We start from the raw sequence: 23,523 nt of genomic DNA, 5'->3' as shown, positions 1-23,523 counted from the left end.
AATTTAACTTAATTAGATAATTGCTCTATTAATGGCACATTTAAAATCGTAGATATTTGAAGTAAGTGAGCAATATTAAAATGGGCTCCTTTTAGACTAATCTCAGCAAAACTTACTACACTTACAGATTTATACCCCATATCCAAAGATAAAGATAAAGATAATTGCGAAACCTTGCGCTCTTTTCTAACTTTTGCTACATTTTGCCCAATTACTTTAGATGTAATTGGAGAATTAAGCCTTAAATTTGGTAAAGATTTTGACATCTATAGAGTTTGGACTGGATACAGCTATAAAATGTAGTCTAGAGATAAATCTGACATAAATGATTCAAACTATAGCAATAATGAAATAAAATTCAAATCACATAACATCATCTTAGGAGCAAGATACACTCCATCGATTAATGATAGTTTTAAAGCTTTAATTGGGTAGCTATAACAAAAGGAGAAAGTATTGATACAGACAATAATGGCTCAACACAAAAAGTAGGTGATACTAAAACAGGCGGTATTTTGGATTGAAGCTTGGTAGTATTTATGCGATAAATGATAGCAATGAGATTGAATTTATCTAAAAAGCGATTACACATCTACAGGTTTAGAAGGTTATAAAATAGAATGGATTATGGTGCTTATTTAGGTTATAACTATAAATTTTAATTAAATAGCCAAAGAGATTTTCTCTTTGGCTAAAGATTATCGATTTTGATTTTGCGCTCTTAAATTTCTAGCTAAATCACAAGAGTTATTATCACCGTTATTACAAGCAATTTGATAGATTGTTGCAGCAGTGTCAATATCTCTTGGCATACCATCGCCATGAGCAAACATATCTGCAAGCTGCTTACAAGCTGGAATATATTGAAAACCATAGCAAACCATATCATAAGCGATTGCTGCACTTCTAAAATCTCCACTTTTATAAATATCATCAGCTACTCTTTTGCATTTAAAGGCATCTTTTAGCTTTGAGCATTCACTATAAAAGTTATCAATCTTAGCCTTAACCTCTTGTTCGCTAATGTTGATTGGCTCAGGTTTAACAGTAATTGGCCCAGGGAATTTTTGCACACAACCAGCCAGAATAAACCCAGCTAAAACTGCTACTATAACCTGTCTCAATCCTCCCTCCTTAATATATAATAGGTCTGCTTACCAGCTAGTTTTTCTATGATAATTTTATACTTACTAGCCCATGACTGCACAATCTCATTAAATTCATCAATAATCTCTGGAATAGTACTTTCACATTTGATTTTAAATTTATCTTCACTATTAGATAGAGCGACAAACCCATCGCTATGTTTTATTTTTTCATGTAAATTTATAATATGCTCAATCTCTTTTTCATCAAAATCAGATGCTGATAAAACTCTTTTTACCTGCTCTACAAGCGCATCATTTACATTATATCCAAGTCCAGTTAGCACTAGTTCTACACTCATTATCTCCCTTTAATTACTTGATTTTTGACTAATCAATACAGCTTCTATTATCTTTTTGATATCACCATCTAAAACTGCATCAGCTTGCGAGTAGGCGATATTACTTCTATTATCTTTTACTTGTTTGTATGGAAATAAAACATATGAGCGAATTTGATGACCCCAGCCCATTTCGCTTTTTTCTACTGATTGGCTAGCTGCTCTTTGCTTTTCTAACTCTAGCTCATATAGCCTTGATTTGAGCATTTTTAGAGCTGTAGCTTTGTTTTTATGCTGACTTCTATCATTTTGACATTGAACTACGATTCCGGTTGGATGGTGAGTTATGCGTACGGCTGATTCAGTTTTATTTACATGTTGGCCACCTGCTCCACTGGCTCTATAATAATCATATCTTATATCTTTTTCATCAATATCAATCTCGATATCATCATCAATCTCGGGACTTACCATTACACTTGAAAAGCTCGTATGACGCCTACCAGCACTATCAAATGGGCTGGTTCTTACTAGACGATGAATTCCATTTTCAGCCTTTAAATAGCCATAAGCATTTTCACCTTTTACAATAAAGCTAACATCTTTTAATCCAGCCTCATCGCCCTCTTGAAAATCTAAAGTCTCAACCTTAAAGCCTTCTCTTTCGCAAAATCTTAGATACATTCTATATAGCATACTAGCCCAGTCATTACTCTCAGTTCCGCCAGCTCCTGGATGAATACTTACAATAGCATTTTTGCTATCATCTTCGCTGCTTAGCATCATGGCAACTTCTAAATTTATAATAGTCTCTTCTAACTTAACAGAGTCCTCAAATAGCGAATTTATAGTATCTAAATCATTTTCTGAATTTGCTAAATCAAATAATTCTATAGCATCATTTAATGAGTTTTTAGCATTTTGAAATTTAGCTAGCATAGAGTTTAATTTGGTCTTTTCTTTACCTATTTGTCCAGCCATTTGGACATCACTCCAAAAGCTAGGGTCTTGTTCTAAAGCTTCAATCTCTTTAAGTCTTGATTGTATTAAAGAGGGATTTACAACTTTAGCAATATTATCAACCTTGATCTTTAAACCCTTTAAAAGTTCGTTATACTCATAGTTATCCAAAGTTTTACCTTTTAAATTTTTGGCGAAATTTTATCTAAAATATGGTTAAAATTTAATTATTTAAAGGAAAAATTTTTAGAAATTTATGCTAAAATTATAGATTAAAAATTTCAAAAGAGAGTCTTATGCAGATATTAAAAACAGTACAAGAAGTGCGTCAATTCCGTGCTACTTGCAGTGGAAATGTAGGCTTTGTGCCGACAATGGGTGCTTTGCACGCCGGTCATGCTCAGCTATTAAAAAGCTCTGTATCACAAAATGATCATACTATAGTAAGCATTTTTGTCAATCCAACACAATTTTTAGCCGGTGAGGATTTAGATAGATATCCTAGAACACCTGAGGCTGATATTAAAATATGTGAATTATGTGGAGTAGATGCAATATTTATGCCTGATGCTAATGAAATTTATAGCCAAATAGAGCCAAAAATCTTAGCACCAAAAGAGCTATCTAGCACACTCGAAGGCGCTACAAGGCCTGGACATTTTGATGGTGTTTGTACAGTATTAACTAAATTTTTTAATATCATAAATCCTACAAACGCATACTTTGGCAAAAAGGACGCTCAACAGCTTTTAATAGTACAGCATATGGTAAAATCGCTATTTATGCCAATTAATATAGTTCCTGTTGATATAGTTCGCTCTAGCGATGGCTTAGCACTTTCGAGTCGTAACTCATACTTAAATGATGATGAATTAGCTCAAGCATTAAAACTCTCAAGGTCTTTGATGAAAGCTAGCAATTTAATTAAAGCAAATAAATTAAACTCTCTTGAGATAAAAGATGCAATGAGTAGCTGTCTAGAGCCTTTAAAAGTTGATTATATAGCAATTGTGGATAAGAATTTAAAACCGATTGATAGCATTGAGCTTGGCAATACTATTATTTTAATTGCTGTATATGTAAGCAATACACGCTTAATTGATAATTTGTGGGTGTAATATGGCAAATTTATATTTAGTTTCACTTGGATGTAATAAAAATCTAGTTGATAGCGAGATCATGCTTGGAAGACTAAGTGCGTATGATTTAGTAGATGATCCTAGCTTAGCTGATGTAATGATAGTAAATACCTGTGGCTTTATAGAAGATGCTAAAAGCGAAAGCATAAGTACAATTTTAGAGCTAGCAAGTTATAAAAAACCAAATTCAGTTTTAGTAGTTACTGGCTGCTTAATGCAAAGATATAAAGATGAGCTTATGCGTGAGTTACCAGAGGTAGATATATTTACTGGCGTTGGAGATTATGCTAAAATAGATGAGATAATCCTTAAAAAACAAAATCTATTTAGTCCAGAAACATACTTGCAAGCAGCCAATACCAAAAGAGTAATTACTGGTTCAAGCTATCACGCATATATCAAAATCTCTGAAGGTTGTAATCAAAAATGTAGCTTTTGTGCAATTCCTAGCTTTAAAGGAAAGCTAAAAAGTAGAGAAATTTCAAGTATCGTTGATGAGATAAAAGAGCTAATTAGTAGAGGATATAATGATTTTAGCTTTATCGCACAAGATAGCAGCTCATTCTTGCGTGATCATGGAGAAAATGAAGGGCTTATAGCTCTTATAGATGAGGTTGAAAAGATAGAAGGGATAAATGCAGCTAGAATTTTATATCTATATCCTACAACTACCAACGCAAAACTAATTCAAAAAATTATTGATTCCAAAGTATTTGTCAATTATTTTGATATGCCTATACAGCATATAAATGATGAGATGCTAAAGATAATGCGTCGTGGTGCTAATAAAGATAAGATAATTGAGCTTTTGAAAATGATGAGAGAAGCACCTAATAGCTTTTTGCGTACTGGAATCATAATAGGCCATCCAGGAGAAAAAGATAGCTATTTTGATGAGCTTTGTGAGTTTTTAAGCAAATTTAAATTTGATAGAATCAGTGCATTTGCTTACTCCAAAGAAGAAGATACTCTAGCTTATGAAATGGAACAAGTAGAGCCAAAGATTATCACGCAAAGATTAAATAAGATCGAAAAGATTATAAAATCTAGCATTGATGAGAGCTTTAAAAGCTTAATTGGAAATACTATCAAAGTACAAATTAATGGTACAAGCAGCGAAGGCGATATGTTTTATGGCGCTAAGGCTATAATTTGGGATAGAGATATCGATGGTGAGATTCTTATCAATGATAGCGAGATTGAAAATCCAAAAGTAGGACAAATTTATGATTGTCAGATCACTGAATTTGTTAATGATAAACTAATTGGACAGATTGTTTGCAGTTAAATTTAGAACCATTAAAAGACAAAAAGGCCCTGCTAGCTTTTTCACACGGAGTAGATAGTACAGCTCTTTTTTATCTTTTAGTTAAAGCCGGAGTAAGCTTTGATTGTGCAATGGTAAACTATCAAACTCGCCCTAGTAGCAATACTGAAGAACAAAGTGCTATAAAACTTTGCAAACAATTTAATAAAAAAATATTTATTCATAAAGCTAATTTAAATTTAACCAGCTCCAATTTTGAGATGACAGCTCGTAAAATTAGATATGAGTTTTTTGACTCTATAATATGTGAGTTTGGTTATGAAATTTTGATTTTAGCACACCAGCTAAATGATGCAACTGAATGGCTATTAATGCAACTAGCTAAAGGTAGTGGCGCTGTGGGACTAGCTGGAATGAGCGAATTTAGTACAAGGTACCTAAAATCTCAAAATAGAGAAATAGGAGTATTTCGTCCGCTTTTAAGTGTTAGCCGTAGTGAAATTTTAGAATTTCTACACTCTCAAAATATAAAATATTTCATAGATAACTCCAATCAAAATCTAAAATTTACCCGTAATAAAATTAGGGCTGAATTTAGTGATTCTTTTGTAGAGCAATTTAGAAATGGAATTAAAAAAAGCTTAGAGCTTTTAAGGGATGATGCAAAGCTACTTTTAGGTGAGTTTGAATATAATGATGGAGAGCTCTTTATAGTGGCTAAATCGCAAAATTCAATCTATCTAATAGATCAAGCCTGCAAAAGGCTAGGCGTACTAATGAGTCAAAAGACTCGTCAAATTTGTACTCAAAATGATTGCGTAATATCGCATAAAATCACAATTACATCAAATAAAAAATATTACTTTATCGCTCCATTTATAAAAACCATAATGGATAAGAAACTAAAAGATAAATTTAGAATCCTAAAAGTTCCGGCCTTGCTTCGTCCATATCTAGCAAATAATTTAGAACGTCTTAAGGTTCTTGATAAATTTTTATCACAAAGCTAGTTTGTATATATCCATCTCTTGACTCCATCTTAACTGGAAAATCAACTCTGATAAGATTATCATGTGTATTCATATCAGCGATAAAATCATATAAATTTTGCGGATTTTTCATTGTAGCACTTACATTAGCTTCGCTAATTATATATTTAGAATTGCTTGTTATAGTTTTTGGCTTAGTAAAGTAGATATTATCAAAATACTTCCCAGCAACACCGATAAATTTCATCTGATTAAAGCTATTTTTAAGCGACTCTAACGCTTTTGTATTTTGCTGTTTTAACTTTTCATAGGTTGCTAAATGATCATTATAAAGCTGGTTAATTTTAGCTAAATTTACCTCTTTTTCACTGCGAATCTGCGCAGCTTGTTTGTATTTATCAATTGAAGGCATAGCCACAGCAAAAACCATTACTAGCACAAAAATCACAAAAATCAAACTATAAATTGCTAGCTTAGTAAGGTCGATATTTTCTAGACTTCTATCTACTCTCATTTGCCAACTTCTCCATTAGGGCTATTTTTATTAATACTTACAAAATTATACCAACCATTTGGAAGCTGATAAAATGTGGTATTTGATACAGCAAATATTGACTTTAATGGTGCTTCAAATAGTAACTTAAAACGATCTTTTGTTGGTGTTAATCCTTTTACTTTTAGCATATACTCTTCCATATGAACGCTTTTAAGAGTTACTCCATCAGGAACTAGATTAAATAAATTCATCAAACTTTTATTTAAAATTGCATTTTTATGATAGATATCAAGAGTCATATCACGCTTTATAGAAGTGATTTTAGTCTGATTTTTCAACTCATTAATAGCTTTAAATTTAGCATCGTATTGAGCTTGTAACTCATCAGATTGTAAATTTATATTAAAAATTTGCATTCCAATAAAAATTGCTCCAGATATAAAAGCTGCTCCTATTAAAAACATTGTCCAAAGCCAAATTCTAGTAAAAAGAGAAAATAACGGCTTAACTCGTGGCTTGATAAAACTATAACTCATTGCAAATCTCTCTAATCATCATATTATTTATTAGCTTATCAATATCTTGCTTAATTAACTTAATATCTAGCATTAGCTCATTTTCTGCCATAATCAAAAACTCATTATCAAGACTTAGTCCATCAAATATTACAACACTCTCGATAAAATCACCCAAGTAATTTTTATTTTGATAATACTCAGTAATGGCAAGCTTGATATTACTAATTAGTGTAACTTCTTTACCAATATCTCGTACACTATCTTCTAATTTTTTATTAGCATTAGCAATCTCTTCATGCTGTATATCCTCAAAATCATCTTTATCTACATTATCAAAATCGCTAAATCCACCGCCAATATCACCTAGGCCTCCAAGTTTGCTTAGTCTATCTTGCTCTTCTTCGATAACATTATCTAAATCTGCGCTCTCCTCTTTACTAAAGACCTTATCATAATAATCAAAACCATCATTTTCTTTTCTAGTATCAAAATATGCACCAAATTTCATATCTTCGCCATCAAAAATCATGATAGTATTATTATCATTCATATGTAGCATATATAAAATTTTACCTTTTTTTGGGGACTCTTTAATAAGTGAGTGCAAAATACCAAATGGAGAATAAATAAGATCAGGCTTTAGTCCATTTAATGTCTCTTCAAAACTAGTTAGCTCACTATCGGGCACAACAATACTCCAACCTTTCATTTTAATCTTAGCAACTAGATTGTATGAGATATTAAATTTTTCAAATCCTCTAGCATCTACAGCTGGAAGCGCCCACTGCTTAGGGCTATTAAGCATAGCAGCTAGATATACTGAGTGATACTGCTTGGTACGCTTTTTAAGATAATCAACAAGTTTATAATCAACTACGCCATTATGAACATCAAATACAGCCTCATTACTACCTATAATCTTATCGCCTTTTACAGCACGTGAGTACAGATAGCACTGATTATCTTTAATAATAACACTAACATATAAAGTAGTCAAAAATCCACGAACCCAAGAGATTAAACCAGACATATTAAACCTTAAATTTTAAAAATTTTAGCCAATTTAGCTTTAAATTTAGATTATATTATCTACCTCATTAAATTTTTTAGCTATTAATGCTTTAGCTTCTTGCATATCTAAACCTTCTAAGCCAAATTCGTTCCCAATGCAATAGGTAAGCTTGCAAAAAGGCTTTGGCAAAATCATTTTATCCCAACTATTAAACTGCCAAAACCTGCTAGCTGTGTAACTTAAAACTATCAAATTTACTCCAGTTTTTTGTGCAACTGCCACTGAGCCATCGCTAATGCTATGTCTTGGACCTCGTGGACCATCTGGGGTAATTACTACATCAATTCCATTATGGATTGATTTTATTGCTGATAGAAAAACTTTCAAGGCTCCTTTTGATGAACTTCCTCTAATCGAACCAATACCAAAATGGCTAATAATATCGCTAATTACTTGACCATCTTTATGATCTGAGATCATTACATTCGCATTTCTGCCTTGCCAACAACTACTAAAAATAAATGGCATAAATGCTAACTTCTCATGCCAAAAAAGAGCTACTACTGGCTTGCTCTTTGGCGCTTTTCCAATAAACTCCTTTTTGCAAGTTAGATATATAAGCTTAATTATAAAAACTAGTAAATTTTCTACTATTTTATTAACAAATTTAGCCCTAAATAATCTGCCCATTTAATACCATTCTTCTTGGTTGAGTGATTTGAACCTTAGCAAATTTGCCTAGCAACTCCTCGCTGCCTTTGGCCTGAACCAAAAAGTTATTATCTGTACGACCAGCTATCATTCCATCAGCCCTAAGCTCTTCAAAATAGACATCATAAATTTGTCCTATTTTACTAGCTACAATCTCATCTAAAATTTCATTATGTCTAGACTGTAAGCGTGTGAGCCTAGCCCCAGCTATGCTATCATCTATCTGATTTGGCATAGTGGCTGCTGGAGTTAGTGGGCGGGCCGAGTATTTAAACGAAAAAACTTGCTCAAATCTCACTTTTTCTAAAACATCCATCGTATCTTCAAAATCTGCGTCACTCTCACCAGGAAATCCTACTATAATATCAGTTGATATGCTAACATCAGGACAAAGCGTTCTAAGTTTACTTGCTCTATCTAAAAACCACTCCTTAGTATATCCACGTTTCATAGCTTTTAGTATTGCTGTACTTCCACTTTGTAGTGGCATATGCATAGATTTACAAATTTTAGGATTTGAGCTAAACTCGCATAAAAATTTATCATCCATATGCAAAGGATGCGGACTAGTAAAGCGAATTCTCTCTACGCCATCAATTTGACTAATTAAATTCAAAAGATCGCTAAAATCTATCTTTTGGCCATTAGAATTGCTAAATCTTTTGCCATAGTTATTGACATTTTGCCCTAGCAAAAATATCTCTTTAGCTCCATTATTAGCGGCTTTTTTAATCTCATTTAAAATTATATCTTTTGGTATGCTTAGCTCATCGCCCCTAGTGTGCGGGACTATACAATAGGTGCATTTCTTATCACATCCTATCATGATATTTACATAGCTTTTATATGGGCTAGTGCGAAACTCGCCAAACGCATACTCGCTCTCATCGTGATTGATATCTACGCTCACAAATTTAGGCGTTTTGACTGCGGTTTTGATCTTTGATACATTTCTAGCTCCAAGGACAAAATCCACATACGGCGCACGCTTAAATACTTCAGAGCCAAGATGGCTAGCCGTACAACCACAAACACCTATTTTTGCTCCTGGTTTTTTGACTTTTTCAAATCCGCCAACCTCACTAAAGAGCTTATGCACTGGTCTTTCACGCACAGAACAAGTATTTATAAGGATTAGATCAGCCTCGCCAATCTGATTAGTAGTCTCATACTCATCATCTAATTCAGCTATGATATGCTCGCTATCACGAACATTCATAGCGCACCCCAAAGTCTCTATAAAGAGCTTTTTTTTACTATTTTCCCCACTCAAAGTATATGCACCTCATACATATAGTCATTCTCATCTAGGCCATATTTTACCGTGCGGTGATATACGCTTAATCCTTTGTTCTCAAAATGCTCAACTAAGGCAATAAGCTGCTTATGTGAGTTATCACGATCAAAATAGAATATCTTTCCACCATCTTTTAGCGCAGCACTCTCGATCTTTTCTAGACTAATTGTTTTTGGTTTTGCATCTAACTCAGCTCTAGCTAATTTTAACTCCATTTTTTATCCCTTTTTGAGTGATTTTAACTCATTAGTATATCAAATTTGCTATAAAATTTCGTTTAAATTATATAGTATAAATATATTTAAAGATTATAAAAGCTAATATAAGATAAAATAACGGGCTTGCAAATTTTAAATCTCAATAATTTATTATTTTGACAAATTAATCACAAAAGGCAACTTTATGGAGAGAATATTAGATATAATCGAGTCAATAGCTAATGAAAAAAATTTAAACATTGATGATGTAAAAGCCAGAATCTTAAAGGCCTTTGAATCAGCTGCTAAGAAACTATATGGTTCAGAGTGCGAGTATGAAGCACTAATTAATCCAACAACTAAAAATATCACTCTATATCAAAAAATTCTAGTTGTTAATAATGATGATGAACGCCTAGATAATGAGCATTTTATCAGCCTTGATAAAGCTCATGAATTTGATAAAAGCCTTGAAATAGGCGATAGTCTAAACTATGAAATAAATATAGAAGATCTAGGTCGCACAGCTGCTGGAACGCTTAGCCGTGAGATAGAGTATCATATCCAACGCCTAATAGAAGAGAAAATTTTTGAAAAATATAATGCTAAGATTGGTTCACTTGTCTTTGGTTCAGTTACACGAGTTGATTCTGAAGAAAATACATTCATCGAAATTGATGAGATCAGAGCTGTAATGAGCATGAAAAATCGTATTAAAGATGAAAAATTTAAAATTGGTGATGTTGTAAAATGTGTTATTAAAAGCGTAAGGCTAGATAAAAAAGATGGTATAAAAGTTGAACTCTCTCGTACATCACCCAAATTTCTTGAAGCGCTTTTAAAAGCTGAAGTTCCTGAGATTAAAGATGGTGGTGTAATCATTCAAAATAGCGCTAGAATACCAGGTAAAAAAGCCAAAATTGCTTTATATTCTACTACCCCAAATATCGATGCAGTTGGTGCAACAGTAGGTATAAAAGGCGTAAGAATTAATGCTGTAAGTAATGAGTTAAATGGTGAAAATATAGACGCTATTGAGTATAGTAATGAACCAGCTATTTTTGTAGCACGCGCTTTAGCTCCTGCTATAGTAAGCTCTGTAAAAATAGATGGACAAAAGGCTATAGTATCACTAGTACCTGAACAAAAATCAAAAGCAATTGGAGCAAGCGGTATAAATATTAGACTAGCAAGTATGTTAACTAAATATGAGATTGAACTAGAAGAATTGACAAATGCCACACCAGCGGGTCAAATCAACAACGAAGAGGGTCTAAAAAATCTAAAAGCACTCTTTGGTGATCTTTAAAATAAAGAATTCGGTCTAGCCGAATTCTTTTACTATGAATTAAAAATTAATTTTATTCTATCTTAAGCTCTAAAGCTAAAAATTTACCAGTATGAGAACCGCTCTTTTGATATCCTTTAGCTAACTCTATTGGACTACCCTTAGCAATTACCTTGCCACCACCTGCTCCACCTTCAGGCCCCATATCTATAATATAATCACAATTTTTAATCACATCTAAATTATGCTCTATTACTATAACTGAATTTCCCAATTCAACCAAATGATGTAAAACTCCAGTAAGTCTATCAACATCAGCAAAATGCAATCCAGTTGTAGGCTCATCTAAGATATAAAGAGTAGAGCCAGTATCGGTACGACTAAGTTCTTTTGCTAGTTTAATCCGTTGAGCTTCACCACCGCTTAAAGTAGTAGCTGGCTGACCCAAAGTAAGATAGCCAAGACCGACTGAGCAAATAGTGCTAAGCTTAGCATAAATTTTAGGAACCTTAGCAAAAAACTCCAACGCTTCATCAGCGCTCATAGCCAATACTTCAGATATGTTTTTGCCTTTATATCTTATCTCTAAAGTTTGAGCATTATAGCGAGTACCTTTACATACATCACATATTACATTAATATCAGGTAAAAAGTGCATCTCAACCTTTATCTCGCCCTCACCGCTACATTTTTCGCATCTACCACCTTTGACATTAAAGCTAAAGCGTCCGATTTTATACCCTCTAATCTGAGCCTCTTTAGTCGCTGCAAATAACGCTCTTATCTCATCCATTACGCCTGTATATGTAGCTGGATTGGAGCGTGGAGTTCTGCCTATTGGACTTTGGTCTAGATAGATGACCTTATCTAGCTGATCTAAGCCTTCTATTTTAACACCCTTTAAAGCTTGAAATTTTTTAGCACGATTTAGATCTATCTCAGCTGCTGGCAAAAGAGCTTTAAGCACTAGCGAACTCTTGCCGCTACCACTTACTCCAGTTACACCTACAAGGTTACTAAGTGGAAATTTAACGCTTAAATTTGATATATTGTTTATAGTTACTCCACTTAAGCTTAGCCACTGTTTTTGTTTTCTGCCTTGATAGTAATTAATATCTTTTTGACCATTTAAATATTTTGCTGTTTGAGTTTGACTTGCTAATAACTCTTTATATGTACCATTAAAAACTACATTACCACCATAAATTCCAGCTCCAGGGCCAATATCTACTATATAATCAGCAGCTTCAATAGTCTTTTTATCATGCTCTACTACAATTACTGTATTGCCTTTTTCTTGCAAATTTCGCAAGGTTTTAATCAGCTTTAGAGTATCTCTTTCATGCAATCCAATACTAGGCTCATCTAATACATACATAACCCCACTTAGTCCGCTTCCTATCTGACTAGCGATCCTAATACGCTGCGCCTCGCCACCACTGATAGTTCTAGCATCTCTACCAAGGCTAATATAGCCAAGCCCAACATCATATAAGAAAAATAGCCTTTCATTTATCTCTTTTAAAATTGGAGTAGCTATTAGAGTTTGTTGAGGATTTAAGTGAGCAAATCTATCATTATTACTAAAAAATTTAGTAGCATTTTCTATGCTCATGTTAATAATATCGCCTATTGATTTAGACGCTACTTTAACAGCCAAACTATCGCTACATAGCCTATTACCTTTACAGCTTTCACAAACTTTTTCAGTCATATACTCGCTAAAATCTTTATCATCTTTTAATATCTCATATGCAACTTTTAGCACTCCTTCAAAGTGCTTTTTAATTCTATGGCTTTTCCATAAAAAATCAATACTTTTTGCATTGCCATATAGTATTAATCTTTTAGCATCTTCATCGAGTTGATAATATGGTGTTTTAACACTAATATCATTTTGTTCGCAAAATGCCATTATAAATTTATAATAATAGCTCTTATTAAATCCATACATTACCTTAACAGCACCATCTTCAATGCTTAAACTATCATCTATTATCTTATTTAAATCTAAACTAAAACGAATCCCTAGCCCATCACAGCTAGGACATGCCCCCTTAGGCGAGTTAAAGCTAAAACTAAGTGGCTCAAGTGTATTAAAGCTAATTTTACAATTAAAACAAGCATTATGTTCGCTAAAGTGAATATGAGAACTCTCTAGTCCTATCTCATCAGCATTTAAAATTTCAATTTCTAACTCACCAAAACTTTCATAAAGCCCTTTTTGAACATCATCTGCAATTCTTGCACTATTTTCTTCATTTACTACAACTCTATCTATAACAGCTTTTATAGTATGCTTTTTGGTCTTTGATAGTTCTATCTCTTCATCTAATCGCACCATCACGCCATCTATCATCGCTCTTATAAAGCCCTTATTTGCAAGACTCTCTAATGTATCAGCAAAGCTACCCTTTTTCTCTCTTACAATAGGTGAAAGAATTGTGATTTTAGCACCATTTGGGAGTTTAAGAATCTGATCTATAATATCACTTGCACTCATTTGAGATACTACTTGATCGCATTTGGGGCAGTGCTGAATACCTATTCTAGCATATAAAAGTCTTAGATAATCATAAATTTCAGTGATCGTTCCAACTGTAGAGCGAGGGTTTTTGCTAGTACTTTTTTGATCAATTGCTATAGCTGGGGTTAATCCTTCGATATGATCGACATCTGGCTTGCCAACTCTATCAAGAAATTGTCTAGCATAGCTTGAGAGAGATTCTATATATCGTCTTTGACCCTCAGCATATAAAGTATCAAATGCAAGCGTACTCTTACCACTTCCACTAAGACCAGTAAATACCACTAATTTATTTTTTGGAATATCTAGGTTAATATTTTTTAGATTATGCTCTTTAGCACCTCTAATCTTAATCATTTCATTCATCTTTAATCCATATTTTAAATAAAATCTTGGATTATATCTAAAATTTAATAATAAGATATTTGTCTAATTATAAAATCCAAATTTAACACTATTTGAAATTTCTAAACAAGATGGCCAAAGTGTGTAAAATCTAATACCTTTATACTCTAATTCAATCTTATAAAATAGTCCGATAAAACTCTTGCTTATTACATTTGCTTCAAACTCTCCACCCATATAAATTTCTGAATAAGCAAATATATTATTGCGAGACTTAATCCAATCAAAAAACTTATCTTGAGATGTTAAATCGCTGTGTATATAGTTCAATCCACCTAGCATTTGAGCGCTTTTTTCATCTTTTACACTATAAAAAAGCTTATTTGGAGTACCGATATCTAAAATTTTACCACCATCAATTAAGGCTATTTTATCACTTAAATAATAAGCATCATCAATATCATGAGTAACAACAATAGCAGATAAGCCCTCTTTTTGAATCATCTCTTTTAATTCTACTCTTAAAGCTTGCTTTAATCCTTGATCTAAATTTGAAAACGGCTCATCTAAAAGTAGTAATTTAGCACCAGCAGCAATCGCTCTAGCAAATGCAACTCTTTGAGCTTGTCCTCCTGAGATTTGATCTGGCTTTTTATCCTTTAGTCCTTGTATGCCAAATTTAGTCAAAAGCTCATTTATTTTATCATCTGCTTCTTTTTTGCTTAGTTTATTTAAAGCAAAAGCGATATTATCATATACGCTAAGATGAGGAAAAAGAGCATAATTTTGAAACATAAATCCAACATTTGATCCACATCTTAACTCATCGTATTGACTATTTTCTAATTTAGCAATACATCTTAAAAGCGTACTTTTTCCACTTCCACTACTACCTAAAATAGATAAAATTTCATTACTTTTAAGACTTAAATCAATCCCTTTTAAAACCTCATTTTGACCAAATTTTTTATGCAAATTTCTAATTTCTAGCACGTTTTGCCTTTATAAATATATGGGTAAAAATCAATACAAATAACGATAACACCACTATCATTAAAGATGGTAATGCACTATCATAAATTCTCTCATCAGTAGCGTACCAAAACGCCTTAACGCTCAATGTCTCAAAACTAAATGGCGATAACATACGAGTAAGTGGTAACTCCTTAATAGTGTCTATAAATACAACTAAAAACGAGAGTAAGAAAAACTGCTTTAATAGCGGCATATATAGCTTTATCATTAATATAAAATAGCTTGGGCGTAGCATATATCCAGCCTCATCAATAGATGTATGAATTTTAGCAAAACCACCATCAATAGAGTATATAGCAGTAGCTAAAAATCTAACTACATAGGCAAAAATTAAAACGCTAAATGATATTCCTAAAATTGCCACATTAAAAATCTCGCCTATAAATGCAGCTGCTATCATAAGACTTACACCAATAGCAGCCCCTGGAATAGCATATCCTACTGAACTAGCCTTAAGTATCCAAAAGCCAAATTTTCCACCTTTGTTAATTCTAGCTACAAAACACAAAATAAATGCCAAAATAGTAGTAACAAGTCCAGTAATTCCAGCTAAAATAAGCGAATTTAAACTCAAAATATAAAAATCAATTTCAAAAAGCTTATAATCTTTAAGCCCCCAATATCCAAGCCATATAAATGGCAATATAAATCCTATAAATAATATTATAAAACAATATAGAGTTGCTATTATGGATTTAAATTTGCTAAGATCTCTTTTTTGAATAAACTCACTAATATCTTGATTAAAGCTAAATTTGCTCTTTTGACGCTCTTTATACTCTACATACATAAGAGCAAAAACACAAAGCATTAAAATTGCTGAAAGCGCACTTGATGAGTATGGATCTCCAAGATCATACCAAGTTTTAAAAATCCCTGCACTAAATGTATCTACCCCAAGATACGCACTAGCTCCATAATCGCTCAAAACCTCCATAAGCACAAGCATAAGCCCAGCTATAATGCTTGGCATAGCTATCTTAATGCTAACTTTATAAAATATCTTAAATTCGCTATATCCATTGATTTTTCCCACTTCATAAATAGCCATTGATTCGCTCTTAAAAGCTGACTTGGCAAATAAATATACATATGGATATAAAGATACACTAAGCACAAAAATAACACCATAAATATTAAAAATATCAATTCTAAAGCCAAATATACTTTCAAACTCGGCTCCATAATCCATAATTCCAACATAAACAAAAGCCAAAATATAAGCCGGAATAGCAAGCGGTAAAATTAGTAAATTTTCTAAAATTTTACAAAAATAAAAATTATAATTACTAACCAAATAAGCCGTAGAAACACCCAAAATATAACAAATTATTAGCACAAAAAAGGCCACTATAAATGTATCTTTAACAAATCTAAAAAATAAAAACTCAAAAAAGTGGCTTAAATTTCCACTAATTTGAGCTAGTCTTGAATCATCACTACTAGCAAAAGCCTCAAATAGATATGAGCCAAATTCAATAAAAATACTAATAACAGGAACAACAACTAAAAAAGCTATAAAAAGCCCAAGGATCTTTATAGCTTTTGTTTTATCTCTCATCTAAATCCTACTTCATCATAGATAAGTACTGCATCTTTTACATTATCTGCGATTTTTGATACTTCTATGCTATCTTCTTTAAATTTACCAAATGATTTAACTACATCTGAAGGTTCTACATCACTTCTTGCTGGATACTCATAGTTGATATTTGTTAGCATTGTTTGAACCTCTTTGCTTAGCATAAACTCCATAAATTTCTTAGCTGCTTCTTGGTTTTTACTTGATGCTGTCATAGCAATTCCGCTTACATTAATATGCGCACCACGGCCATCTTGATTTGGGAATATTATACCAATTGAGTTACCTACTTCTACATCTTTTGGATTTTTAGATGTTCTTAGAAGTCCTATATAATAAGTATTCATAACAGCATATGGAGCTACGCCAGATACCATCTGTCTAGCTTGGTCTCTATCGCCACCTTTTGGAGGCATTGCTAAATTATCCAATACTCCTTTAGCCCATTTTTTAGCCTCTTCTTTGCCATCATTTGCAATAATTGAAGCAAGTAAAGTTTTAGAGTATGCAGCTGTAGCGCTTCTTACTAAGATTTTACCTTTTAGTTCAGGTTTTGCTAAATCTTCATAATTTTTTACTAAATTTGGATCGATTTTAGCATTTTTATCATATGCGATAATTCTTGCTCTTTTAGTAATAGCAAACCACATATCATCTTTATCTCTTAAATTTGGAGCTATTGTATCTTTTAGAAATTTAGAATCTACTGGGGATAATACATTTGCATTTTTAGCCTCAGTCAAATTTGAAACATCGGCAGTTATAAATATATCTGCTGGAGAATTCTTGCCTTCTAATTGCAATCTTTTAATTAGCTCAGGCGCTCTTGCAGTTGTGTGATTTATCTTAATACCAGTTTGAGCCTCAAATTTTTTATATATCTCAAAGTCAGCATCATAGTGTCTAGCTGAATATATATTGAGTTCAGCTGATACCAAAGTCGTAGCACTAAGTAGTGCAGCTATGATAATCTTTCTCATCATTTTCTCCTGAAATTTAATTTTAATAGCGAAATATTAGCTCTAAGAAGTAAATATTCTGTAAATGATAATAGTTATTAATTTCTATTGAATTAAATTTGGGCCAATAATTATTAAATTTAAATATAACTTGAAATAAAATTTTAAATCAAAATTATAATAAAGTGTTACTAAATTACACATTTTTATAAATTTTTTACTGAATTTAGGCTTAAATTTATTAAATTTGAGATATTGCTGATATAATGCAATTTTAAATAATTTCATAATAAAGGTTAACAGATGTCTAATCCAAACATCCCTGTTGACAAGCAGACAAATGCTGTACAAATCATCGGCTTAATCGGTGGTGTTATAGCTGCTATGCTTGTTTACTACATAATGCCTAGCAATGCTGGCGAGATAGCCTTAGCAGCCGCAAATGGCAAAACACTCAATGTAAATGCTCTTCCCATAGTTGCCGCTGTGGCTGTTTTAATGGGTATATGGTGGATGACTGAGGCTATCGCGCTTCCTGCTACGGCTCTTCTTCCAATGGTTTTATTCCCTATTCTTGGTGTTGATACATTCAAAAACGCCGCCGCTCCATACGCAAGTGATACTATATATCTATTCATGGGTGGTTTCGTTTTAGCCCTTGCTATGCAAAAATGGAATCTCCATACTCGTATTGCTCTTGGCATTGTACTTTTAGTAGGTACTAGCCCTAAACGCCTTGTGGCTGGATTTATGATAGCTACTGGCTTTATGTCTATGTGGGTTAGCAATACTGCAACTGCTGTTATGATGCTTCCAGTTGGTCTTTCTGTTCTTCATTTAGTAAGTAAATTAACCGGTAAAGAAGATGGCACAGTAGAAGGCGATTTAAAACACCTTGATGAAGTAAGCCGCAAAGGCACTCAAGGCGGATTTGCAAGTGCTGTTATCCATAAAGGAAAAGATGTAGTAAGCGAAATCAAAGACAAAACCGCAGCCTATACTTCAAATTTCGGTATTGCTTTAATGCTTGGTATAGCTTATGCTGCATCTGTTGGCTCTCTTGGCACTATTATCGGCACTCCGCCAAATGCGCTTTTAGTAGCTCATATGAAAAATGAATTTGGTATCGAAATTGGCTTTGGCGAGTGGATGTTGATGGGTGTTCCTCTATCTATTATTATGCTGATTGCTTGTTGGGCGCTTTTGGTTTATGTATTGTTTAAACCTGAAATTAATGAGATTCCAGGCGGTAGAGAGGTCATTCATGCAGAATACAAAAAACTAGGTTCAATGAGTAGAGCTGAGTGGCTAGTAGGTGGCGTGTTTGTCTTGGCTGCGCTTTGTTGGATATTCCTTGGATTTATATTTAAACACTATGGAATTAAAGTCGCTAGTTTGGATTCTGTTATTGCTATGAGTGTTGCTGTATTGCTCTTTATAATTCCAGCAAATTCAAATCATGAGAGATTGATAGATTGGAATACGGCCAAAAAATTGCCGTGGGATATCTTAATCTTATTTGGTGGTGGTCTAGCGCTTTCAGCTCAATTTAGTAAAACTGGTCTTAGCTTATGGATTGGAAATCAAGTATCAGCTCTTGGATTTATGCCAATTATATTAATTATATTAATTGTTACAGCTCTTGTTATATTCTTAACAGAGATCACATCAAACACAGCTACCGCAGCAGCGTTCTTGCCAGTAATTGCTGGTGTGGCGATCGGTCTAGGATACGAAGGACAAAATATAATGCTATTTACAGTTCCAGTTGCTCTTGCTGCTACTTGTGCATTTATGTTACCAGTAGCTACTCCACCAAATGCTATTGCCTATGGTTCTGGCTATGTCAAAATCAGCAATATGATCAAAGCTGGTTTATGGTTAAATATAATAGGTGTATTCCTAATCACACTAACAGTTGTATTCCTTGCAACTACAGTATTTGGACTAAGCTTATAATCCTTTTAGCTAGGCGAATTCGCCTAGCTACCTCATCTAAATTTAATACACTTTTTAAATCCAAAATTATTATCAACATAATTTTAATATTTATAAATTACACATTGTAATAAATATACAAATTTAATTAATAAAATTTGATAATTTCAATAATCATTTAGAAAAAAATATGATATAATTATGAATTACATAATTTATATTAACATTATAAAAATTAATAAGCATGGAAAGATTAAGATATGAAAATTTTACTTTGTATCTTTGTATTTGTTATAATAGGCTTTGCAAAGTGCCAACTAGTGCAAAAACCTAGTGATGATATAAATAGCGTAGATGTTAGCCAAACACAAATAGCATATAGTAATCTAAAAAATTTATATATAGCAGATCTTAAAACCTACAAAATCCTATCTCAAATAGATATAAAATCTGATAAAATCAATGTAATTAAATTTAATAATCTAAATCTTATAATTGGCCTAGATAGTGGCTATGCTATACAAATTAACCCAAAAGGGGTTAAATCAATTCTAATTGACCCGACAAAAACCAATATAATAGATGGCATTACATCTATAAATTTTATCAAAGATAAGATTATATTTACTCTTGGCAATGCGACTTTAATAATCTATGATACAATTAATAATATATATAAAAAATCAAATTTAAACCTAAACTCAAAGATAACTGCTACACATATAATTGACAACGCTCTTTATATCGCTAGTTTTGATAGAAATATATATAAAGTTGAATTAGATACGATAACAATCAACAAAATTATGCAAACATCAAATTTACCAACTGCAATGATAGATTTAAATCAAGAACTAATCATAGGACTAATAGATGGCAATATAATCTATAAAGATAAAATTTATAAAATCTCAAACAACCAAATAAGCACAATAAAAATTTATAAAGATAATATTTATATTGGCGATTGGGATTCAAATTTATATATTTATGATTTTAATTTAAATTTAAAAAATAGCACAAAAATCGGCTATGATTCAATTCTGGATATATTTATTAGTAAAAATAGCCAAGTTGCACTATGGAATAGTGCTATTTTTTCTTGTAATTTTGGTATTGAGTAATTGATACAAATTTTATAAAAGGAGAGCTTTATGTATAGTTTTATCAAAAAGCCATTAGTGCTTGGCGCTGGCTTATGCTTAGGCTTATCTAGCCTTTTTGGTGCTAGTGAGCTTGAAACTATCATGAAAGAGCGAAACTTGAGTGAAAAAGATGTCTTAGCAGCAGCTAAAACATATCAACCAAGTGGTCGCAAAGATGAGTATATCGTCTTTAGTTCTGGCGGTCAAAGTGGCCAAGTAATCGTATATGGCGTCCCATCTATGAGAATTTACAAATATATAGGTGTATTTACTCCAGAGCCATGGCAAGGTTATGGCTATGATAGCGAGAGTAAGGCTGTATTAAAAGGCGGTGCTATCAGAGGCAAGGAAATCACATGGGGTGATACTCACCACCCAAATTTCACTGAAAAAAATGGTGAATATGTGGGCGATTATCTATTTATCAACGATAAAGCAAACCCAAGAACAGCTGTAATCAATCTTCATGATTTTGAAACTACTCAAATCGTGGTAAATCCAATCATGAAAAGCGAACACGGTGGAAGTTTTGTTACTCCAAATACAGAGTATGTAATCGAAGCTAGCCAATACGCAGCTCCATTAGATAATAATTATCATCCAATCGAAGAGTACGAGTCTGTATATAGAGGTGCGATTACATTTTGGAAATTTGATTATCCAAAAGGTAAAATTGATGAAAAAGCTTCATTTTCACTTGAGCTTCCTCCATATATGCAAGACTTAAGCGACGCTGGTAAGGGTGAATCAATGGGTTGGGCATTTACAAATAGCTTTAACTCAGAGATGTATACTGGTGGTATTGAAAAGGGTCTTCCTCCATTTGAAGCTGGTATGAGTAGAAATGATACTGACTACATGCATATGTATAACTGGCAAATTCTAGAAAAACTAGCAAAAGATCCTAAAAACTACAAAGTAATTAATAACCACAGAGTTATTCCTATTAGTGTAGCTGTAGCTAATAACGCACTATTTTTAGTTCCAGAACCAAAATCTCCACATGGTGTAGATGTAAGCCCTGATGGTAGATATATCCTAGTAGGCGGTAAGTTAGATACTCACGCTAGCGTATATGACTTTAGAAAAATAAAAGCTTTAATAGATAAAAAAGAATTTGCAGGTAAAGATCCTTTTGGAATTCCGATTTTAGATATGCAAAAATCTTTGCATGGTCAAGTAGAACTAGGTCTTGGACCACTTCACAACTCTTTTGATTCTAAAGATGGCGTGGTTTATACCTCACTATATGTAGATAGTCAAATCGTAAAATGGGATTATAAAAAGTTAAAAACTCTAGATAGAGTAAATGTCCATTACAATATCGGACACCTTGATACTATGGAGGGTAAATCAGCTAAGCCTGTTGGTAAATATGCCCTAGCATTAGATAAACTCTCTATAGATAGATTCAATCCTGTAGGCCCACTTCATCCACAAAATCACCAATTAATCGATATAACTGGTGCAAAAATGGAGCTAATCTATGATATGCCAATTCCTCTTGGTGAACCTCATGATGTTATCTCGATTGCAGCTAGTAAATTAAAACCTGCAATGACTTATAAAATGGGAACTAACTCAAGAACAGGCGAGCAATCAGTCGGTATGACTCTAGCCGGTCAAGAGAGAGTCGAGAGAAATGGCAAAAATGTAACTGTATATGCTACTCTTGTTAGAAGCCATATAAATCCTGAGCATATAGAAGTAAACAAAGATGATAATGTTACTATCTATCTAACTAACTTAGAAAGAGCTCAAGATGAGACTCACGGCTTTGCAATTGACTTATATAATGTTCATGCATCTATAGAGCCTGGTAAAACTGCGAGCGTGAATTTCAAAGCTGATATGGAAGGTGTATTCCCTTACTACTGTACTGAGTTTTGTTCTGCTTTACATCTAGAGATGATGGGGTATCTATATGTTAAAGATCCTAAGAAAAAATATGAATCAGTCAAAAAAGCAAAACTAAAAGAGTTAAGCCCAGCTCAATTAGAAGCTGAATACAAAAAAGTAATCGCTACAAATAAAGCAACTGATGATGTTATCCAAAGCGTTGTTAAATTCTTAAAAGAGAAACACTTTGAGAAATATCCAAAAGTCAAACAACTTGTTGAAGATGCACTAGATCAATATGGCAAAATTCCTGAAGTAAAAGCAAAAGCTGATGAAGCCTATAAAAAAGGCGATGTCAATGGCGCTATTCTTTGGGAGTATCAAGTATGGCAATATATGGTTAAAACTGCTGATGTTGGTCTAAGAGCTAAAAACAACCTAACAAAAGCCCTTGCTACACCTATGACAGCTGTGCAAGCTCGTGGTGAAGAAGCTTATTTAAAAGGTGGATGTAATGGTTGCCATGTTATCGGTCAAGTAAGCTCAGGTCCAGATTTAACCGGTGTTCTTCTAAGACATGAAAATGCCGAACAATGGGTGTTTGATTTTATCAAAGATCCAGCTAGCAAATATGAAGAAGATTATGTTAAAGCTATGATTAACTTCTTTAATCTAAGAATGCCAAATCAACATATGACTGACCAAGAGATCAAAGATATAATTGAGTATCTAAAATGGATCGATGAAAATGCTGGATTGTATTAAAATTTAGCAAATGGGGCGGAGATTCCGCCTCATTAATTAAATTTACTATCCGCCCAGATGGACTGATAGTAAATTTAATTAAAGGAGT

At 32.9% G+C, this 23,523-nt stretch carries 21 protein-coding genes; 7 read left to right on the top strand and 14 right to left on the bottom strand.

The features are described 5' to 3' along the window. Nucleotides 1-8: 8 nt before the first annotated feature. From CIGNP109_RS05200 to prfB, 4 genes are all read right to left on the bottom strand, one after another. Nucleotides 9-266, bottom strand: coding sequence for a hypothetical protein (locus CIGNP109_RS05200; protein ID WP_086228474.1), 258 nt, complete (start codon nucleotides 264-266; stop codon nucleotides 9-11). A gap of 432 nt (nucleotides 267-698) precedes the next feature. Further along, nucleotides 699-1,124, bottom strand: a complete 426-nt coding sequence (locus tag CIGNP109_RS05195; RefSeq protein ID WP_086228473.1) for an SEL1-like repeat protein — start codon at nucleotides 1,122-1,124, stop codon at nucleotides 699-701. Continuing rightward, the gene (locus tag CIGNP109_RS05190) at nucleotides 1,121-1,447 is read right to left on the bottom strand and encodes a type II secretion system protein (protein WP_086228472.1); all 327 of its coding nucleotides are present in this window, start codon (nucleotides 1,445-1,447) and stop codon (nucleotides 1,121-1,123) included. The genes CIGNP109_RS05195 and CIGNP109_RS05190 overlap by 4 nt, the downstream gene beginning before the upstream one ends. A 9-nt stretch (nucleotides 1,448-1,456) precedes the next feature. After that, nucleotides 1,457-2,557 (bottom strand): peptide chain release factor 2, encoded by a 1,101-nt coding sequence (prfB, locus tag CIGNP109_RS05185; protein ID WP_086225092.1) that lies wholly within the window; start codon nucleotides 2,555-2,557, stop codon nucleotides 1,457-1,459. Nucleotides 2,558-2,682: 125 nt separating this feature from the next. Here prfB and panC point away from each other — a divergent pair, with 125 nt between their 5' ends. The 3 genes from panC to tilS are packed head-to-tail and all read left to right on the top strand — an operon-like array spanning nucleotide 2,683 to nucleotide 5,802. Next, nucleotides 2,683-3,504, top strand: coding sequence for a pantoate--beta-alanine ligase (panC, locus tag CIGNP109_RS05180; protein ID WP_086228471.1), 822 nt, complete (start codon nucleotides 2,683-2,685; stop codon nucleotides 3,502-3,504). A 1-nt stretch (nucleotide 3,505) separates the two neighbouring features. Beyond that, entirely contained in the window at nucleotides 3,506-4,813 is a 1,308-nt protein-coding gene (rimO, locus tag CIGNP109_RS05175) for a 30S ribosomal protein S12 methylthiotransferase RimO (protein WP_086228470.1), read from the top strand. Further along, nucleotides 4,804-5,802, top strand: a complete 999-nt coding sequence (gene tilS / locus CIGNP109_RS05170; RefSeq protein WP_086228469.1) for a tRNA lysidine(34) synthetase TilS — start codon at nucleotides 4,804-4,806, stop codon at nucleotides 5,800-5,802. The genes rimO and tilS overlap by 10 nt, the downstream gene beginning before the upstream one ends. On the opposite strand, the gene CIGNP109_RS05165 is transcribed toward tilS, so the two are convergent. From CIGNP109_RS05165 to CIGNP109_RS05140, 6 genes are read right to left on the bottom strand one after another with little or no spacing between them, the layout of a single operon-like run. After that, on the bottom strand, nucleotides 5,768-6,295 hold the full coding sequence (locus tag CIGNP109_RS05165; protein ID WP_086225088.1) for a hypothetical protein: 528 nt from the start codon (nucleotides 6,293-6,295) through the stop codon (nucleotides 5,768-5,770). The two genes, tilS and CIGNP109_RS05165, sit on opposite strands and share 35 nt — an antisense overlap. After that, entirely contained in the window at nucleotides 6,292-6,813 is a 522-nt protein-coding gene (locus tag CIGNP109_RS05160; protein WP_086225087.1) for a hypothetical protein, read from the bottom strand. The genes CIGNP109_RS05165 and CIGNP109_RS05160 overlap by 4 nt, the downstream gene beginning before the upstream one ends. Then, nucleotides 6,803-7,825, bottom strand: a complete 1,023-nt coding sequence (locus CIGNP109_RS05155) for a hypothetical protein (protein WP_086225086.1) — start codon at nucleotides 7,823-7,825, stop codon at nucleotides 6,803-6,805. The genes CIGNP109_RS05160 and CIGNP109_RS05155 overlap by 11 nt, the downstream gene beginning before the upstream one ends. Nucleotides 7,826-7,870: 45 nt before the next feature. After that, on the bottom strand, nucleotides 7,871-8,497 hold the full coding sequence (locus CIGNP109_RS05150; RefSeq protein WP_086228468.1) for a lysophospholipid acyltransferase family protein: 627 nt from the start codon (nucleotides 8,495-8,497) through the stop codon (nucleotides 7,871-7,873). Continuing rightward, on the bottom strand, nucleotides 8,481-9,791 hold the full coding sequence (gene miaB / locus CIGNP109_RS05145) for a tRNA (N6-isopentenyl adenosine(37)-C2)-methylthiotransferase MiaB (RefSeq protein ID WP_272887907.1): 1,311 nt from the start codon (nucleotides 9,789-9,791) through the stop codon (nucleotides 8,481-8,483). Before miaB ends, CIGNP109_RS05150 begins: the two co-directional genes overlap by 17 nt. Further along, complete coding sequence (locus tag CIGNP109_RS05140) at nucleotides 9,788-10,030, bottom strand: HP0268 family nuclease (protein WP_086225084.1); 243 nt, start codon at nucleotides 10,028-10,030, stop codon at nucleotides 9,788-9,790. The genes miaB and CIGNP109_RS05140 overlap by 4 nt, the downstream gene beginning before the upstream one ends. Nucleotides 10,031-10,217: 187 nt before the next feature. Here CIGNP109_RS05140 and nusA point away from each other — a divergent pair, with 187 nt between their 5' ends. Then, nucleotides 10,218-11,321, top strand: coding sequence for a transcription termination factor NusA (gene nusA, locus CIGNP109_RS05135; protein WP_086228467.1), 1,104 nt, complete (start codon nucleotides 10,218-10,220; stop codon nucleotides 11,319-11,321). 52 nt (nucleotides 11,322-11,373) lie between these two features. Here nusA and uvrA read toward each other — a convergent pair whose 3' ends face one another. From uvrA to CIGNP109_RS05115, 4 genes are all read right to left on the bottom strand, one after another. Further along, on the bottom strand, nucleotides 11,374-14,193 hold the full coding sequence (uvrA, locus tag CIGNP109_RS05130) for an excinuclease ABC subunit UvrA (protein ID WP_086228466.1): 2,820 nt from the start codon (nucleotides 14,191-14,193) through the stop codon (nucleotides 11,374-11,376). Nucleotides 14,194-14,256: 63 nt separating this feature from the next. Further along, nucleotides 14,257-15,165, bottom strand: coding sequence for an ABC transporter ATP-binding protein (locus CIGNP109_RS05125; RefSeq protein ID WP_086228465.1), 909 nt, complete (start codon nucleotides 15,163-15,165; stop codon nucleotides 14,257-14,259). Next, nucleotides 15,152-16,768, bottom strand: coding sequence for an ABC transporter permease (locus CIGNP109_RS05120; protein ID WP_086228464.1), 1,617 nt, complete (start codon nucleotides 16,766-16,768; stop codon nucleotides 15,152-15,154). The genes CIGNP109_RS05125 and CIGNP109_RS05120 overlap by 14 nt, the downstream gene beginning before the upstream one ends. Beyond that, nucleotides 16,765-17,769 (bottom strand): Fe(3+) ABC transporter substrate-binding protein, encoded by a 1,005-nt coding sequence (locus CIGNP109_RS05115; RefSeq protein ID WP_086228463.1) that lies wholly within the window; start codon nucleotides 17,767-17,769, stop codon nucleotides 16,765-16,767. Before CIGNP109_RS05115 ends, CIGNP109_RS05120 begins: the two co-directional genes overlap by 4 nt. A 282-nt stretch (nucleotides 17,770-18,051) precedes the next feature. Here CIGNP109_RS05115 and CIGNP109_RS05105 point away from each other — a divergent pair, with 282 nt between their 5' ends. From CIGNP109_RS05105 to nosZ, 3 genes are all read left to right on the top strand, one after another. Beyond that, the gene (locus tag CIGNP109_RS05105) at nucleotides 18,052-19,707 is read left to right on the top strand and encodes a DASS family sodium-coupled anion symporter (RefSeq protein ID WP_086228462.1); all 1,656 of its coding nucleotides are present in this window, start codon (nucleotides 18,052-18,054) and stop codon (nucleotides 19,705-19,707) included. A gap of 239 nt (nucleotides 19,708-19,946) precedes the next feature. Further along, nucleotides 19,947-20,810 carry a hypothetical protein gene (locus CIGNP109_RS05100; RefSeq protein ID WP_086228461.1) on the top strand — a complete coding sequence of 288 codons (864 nt, stop codon included), beginning with the start codon at nucleotides 19,947-19,949 and terminating at the stop codon, nucleotides 20,808-20,810. A 30-nt stretch (nucleotides 20,811-20,840) separates the two neighbouring features. Next, nucleotides 20,841-23,435 (top strand): Sec-dependent nitrous-oxide reductase, encoded by a 2,595-nt coding sequence (nosZ, locus tag CIGNP109_RS05095; protein ID WP_096025565.1) that lies wholly within the window; start codon nucleotides 20,841-20,843, stop codon nucleotides 23,433-23,435. Nucleotides 23,436-23,523 lie beyond the last annotated feature (88 nt).

The organism is Campylobacter sp. P0109, assembly GCF_002138755.1.
In the GTDB taxonomy this organism is placed as follows: Bacteria; Campylobacterota; Campylobacteria; order Campylobacterales; family Campylobacteraceae; genus Campylobacter; species Campylobacter devanensis.
This window is presented reverse-complemented; position numbering and strand designations above follow the sequence as displayed.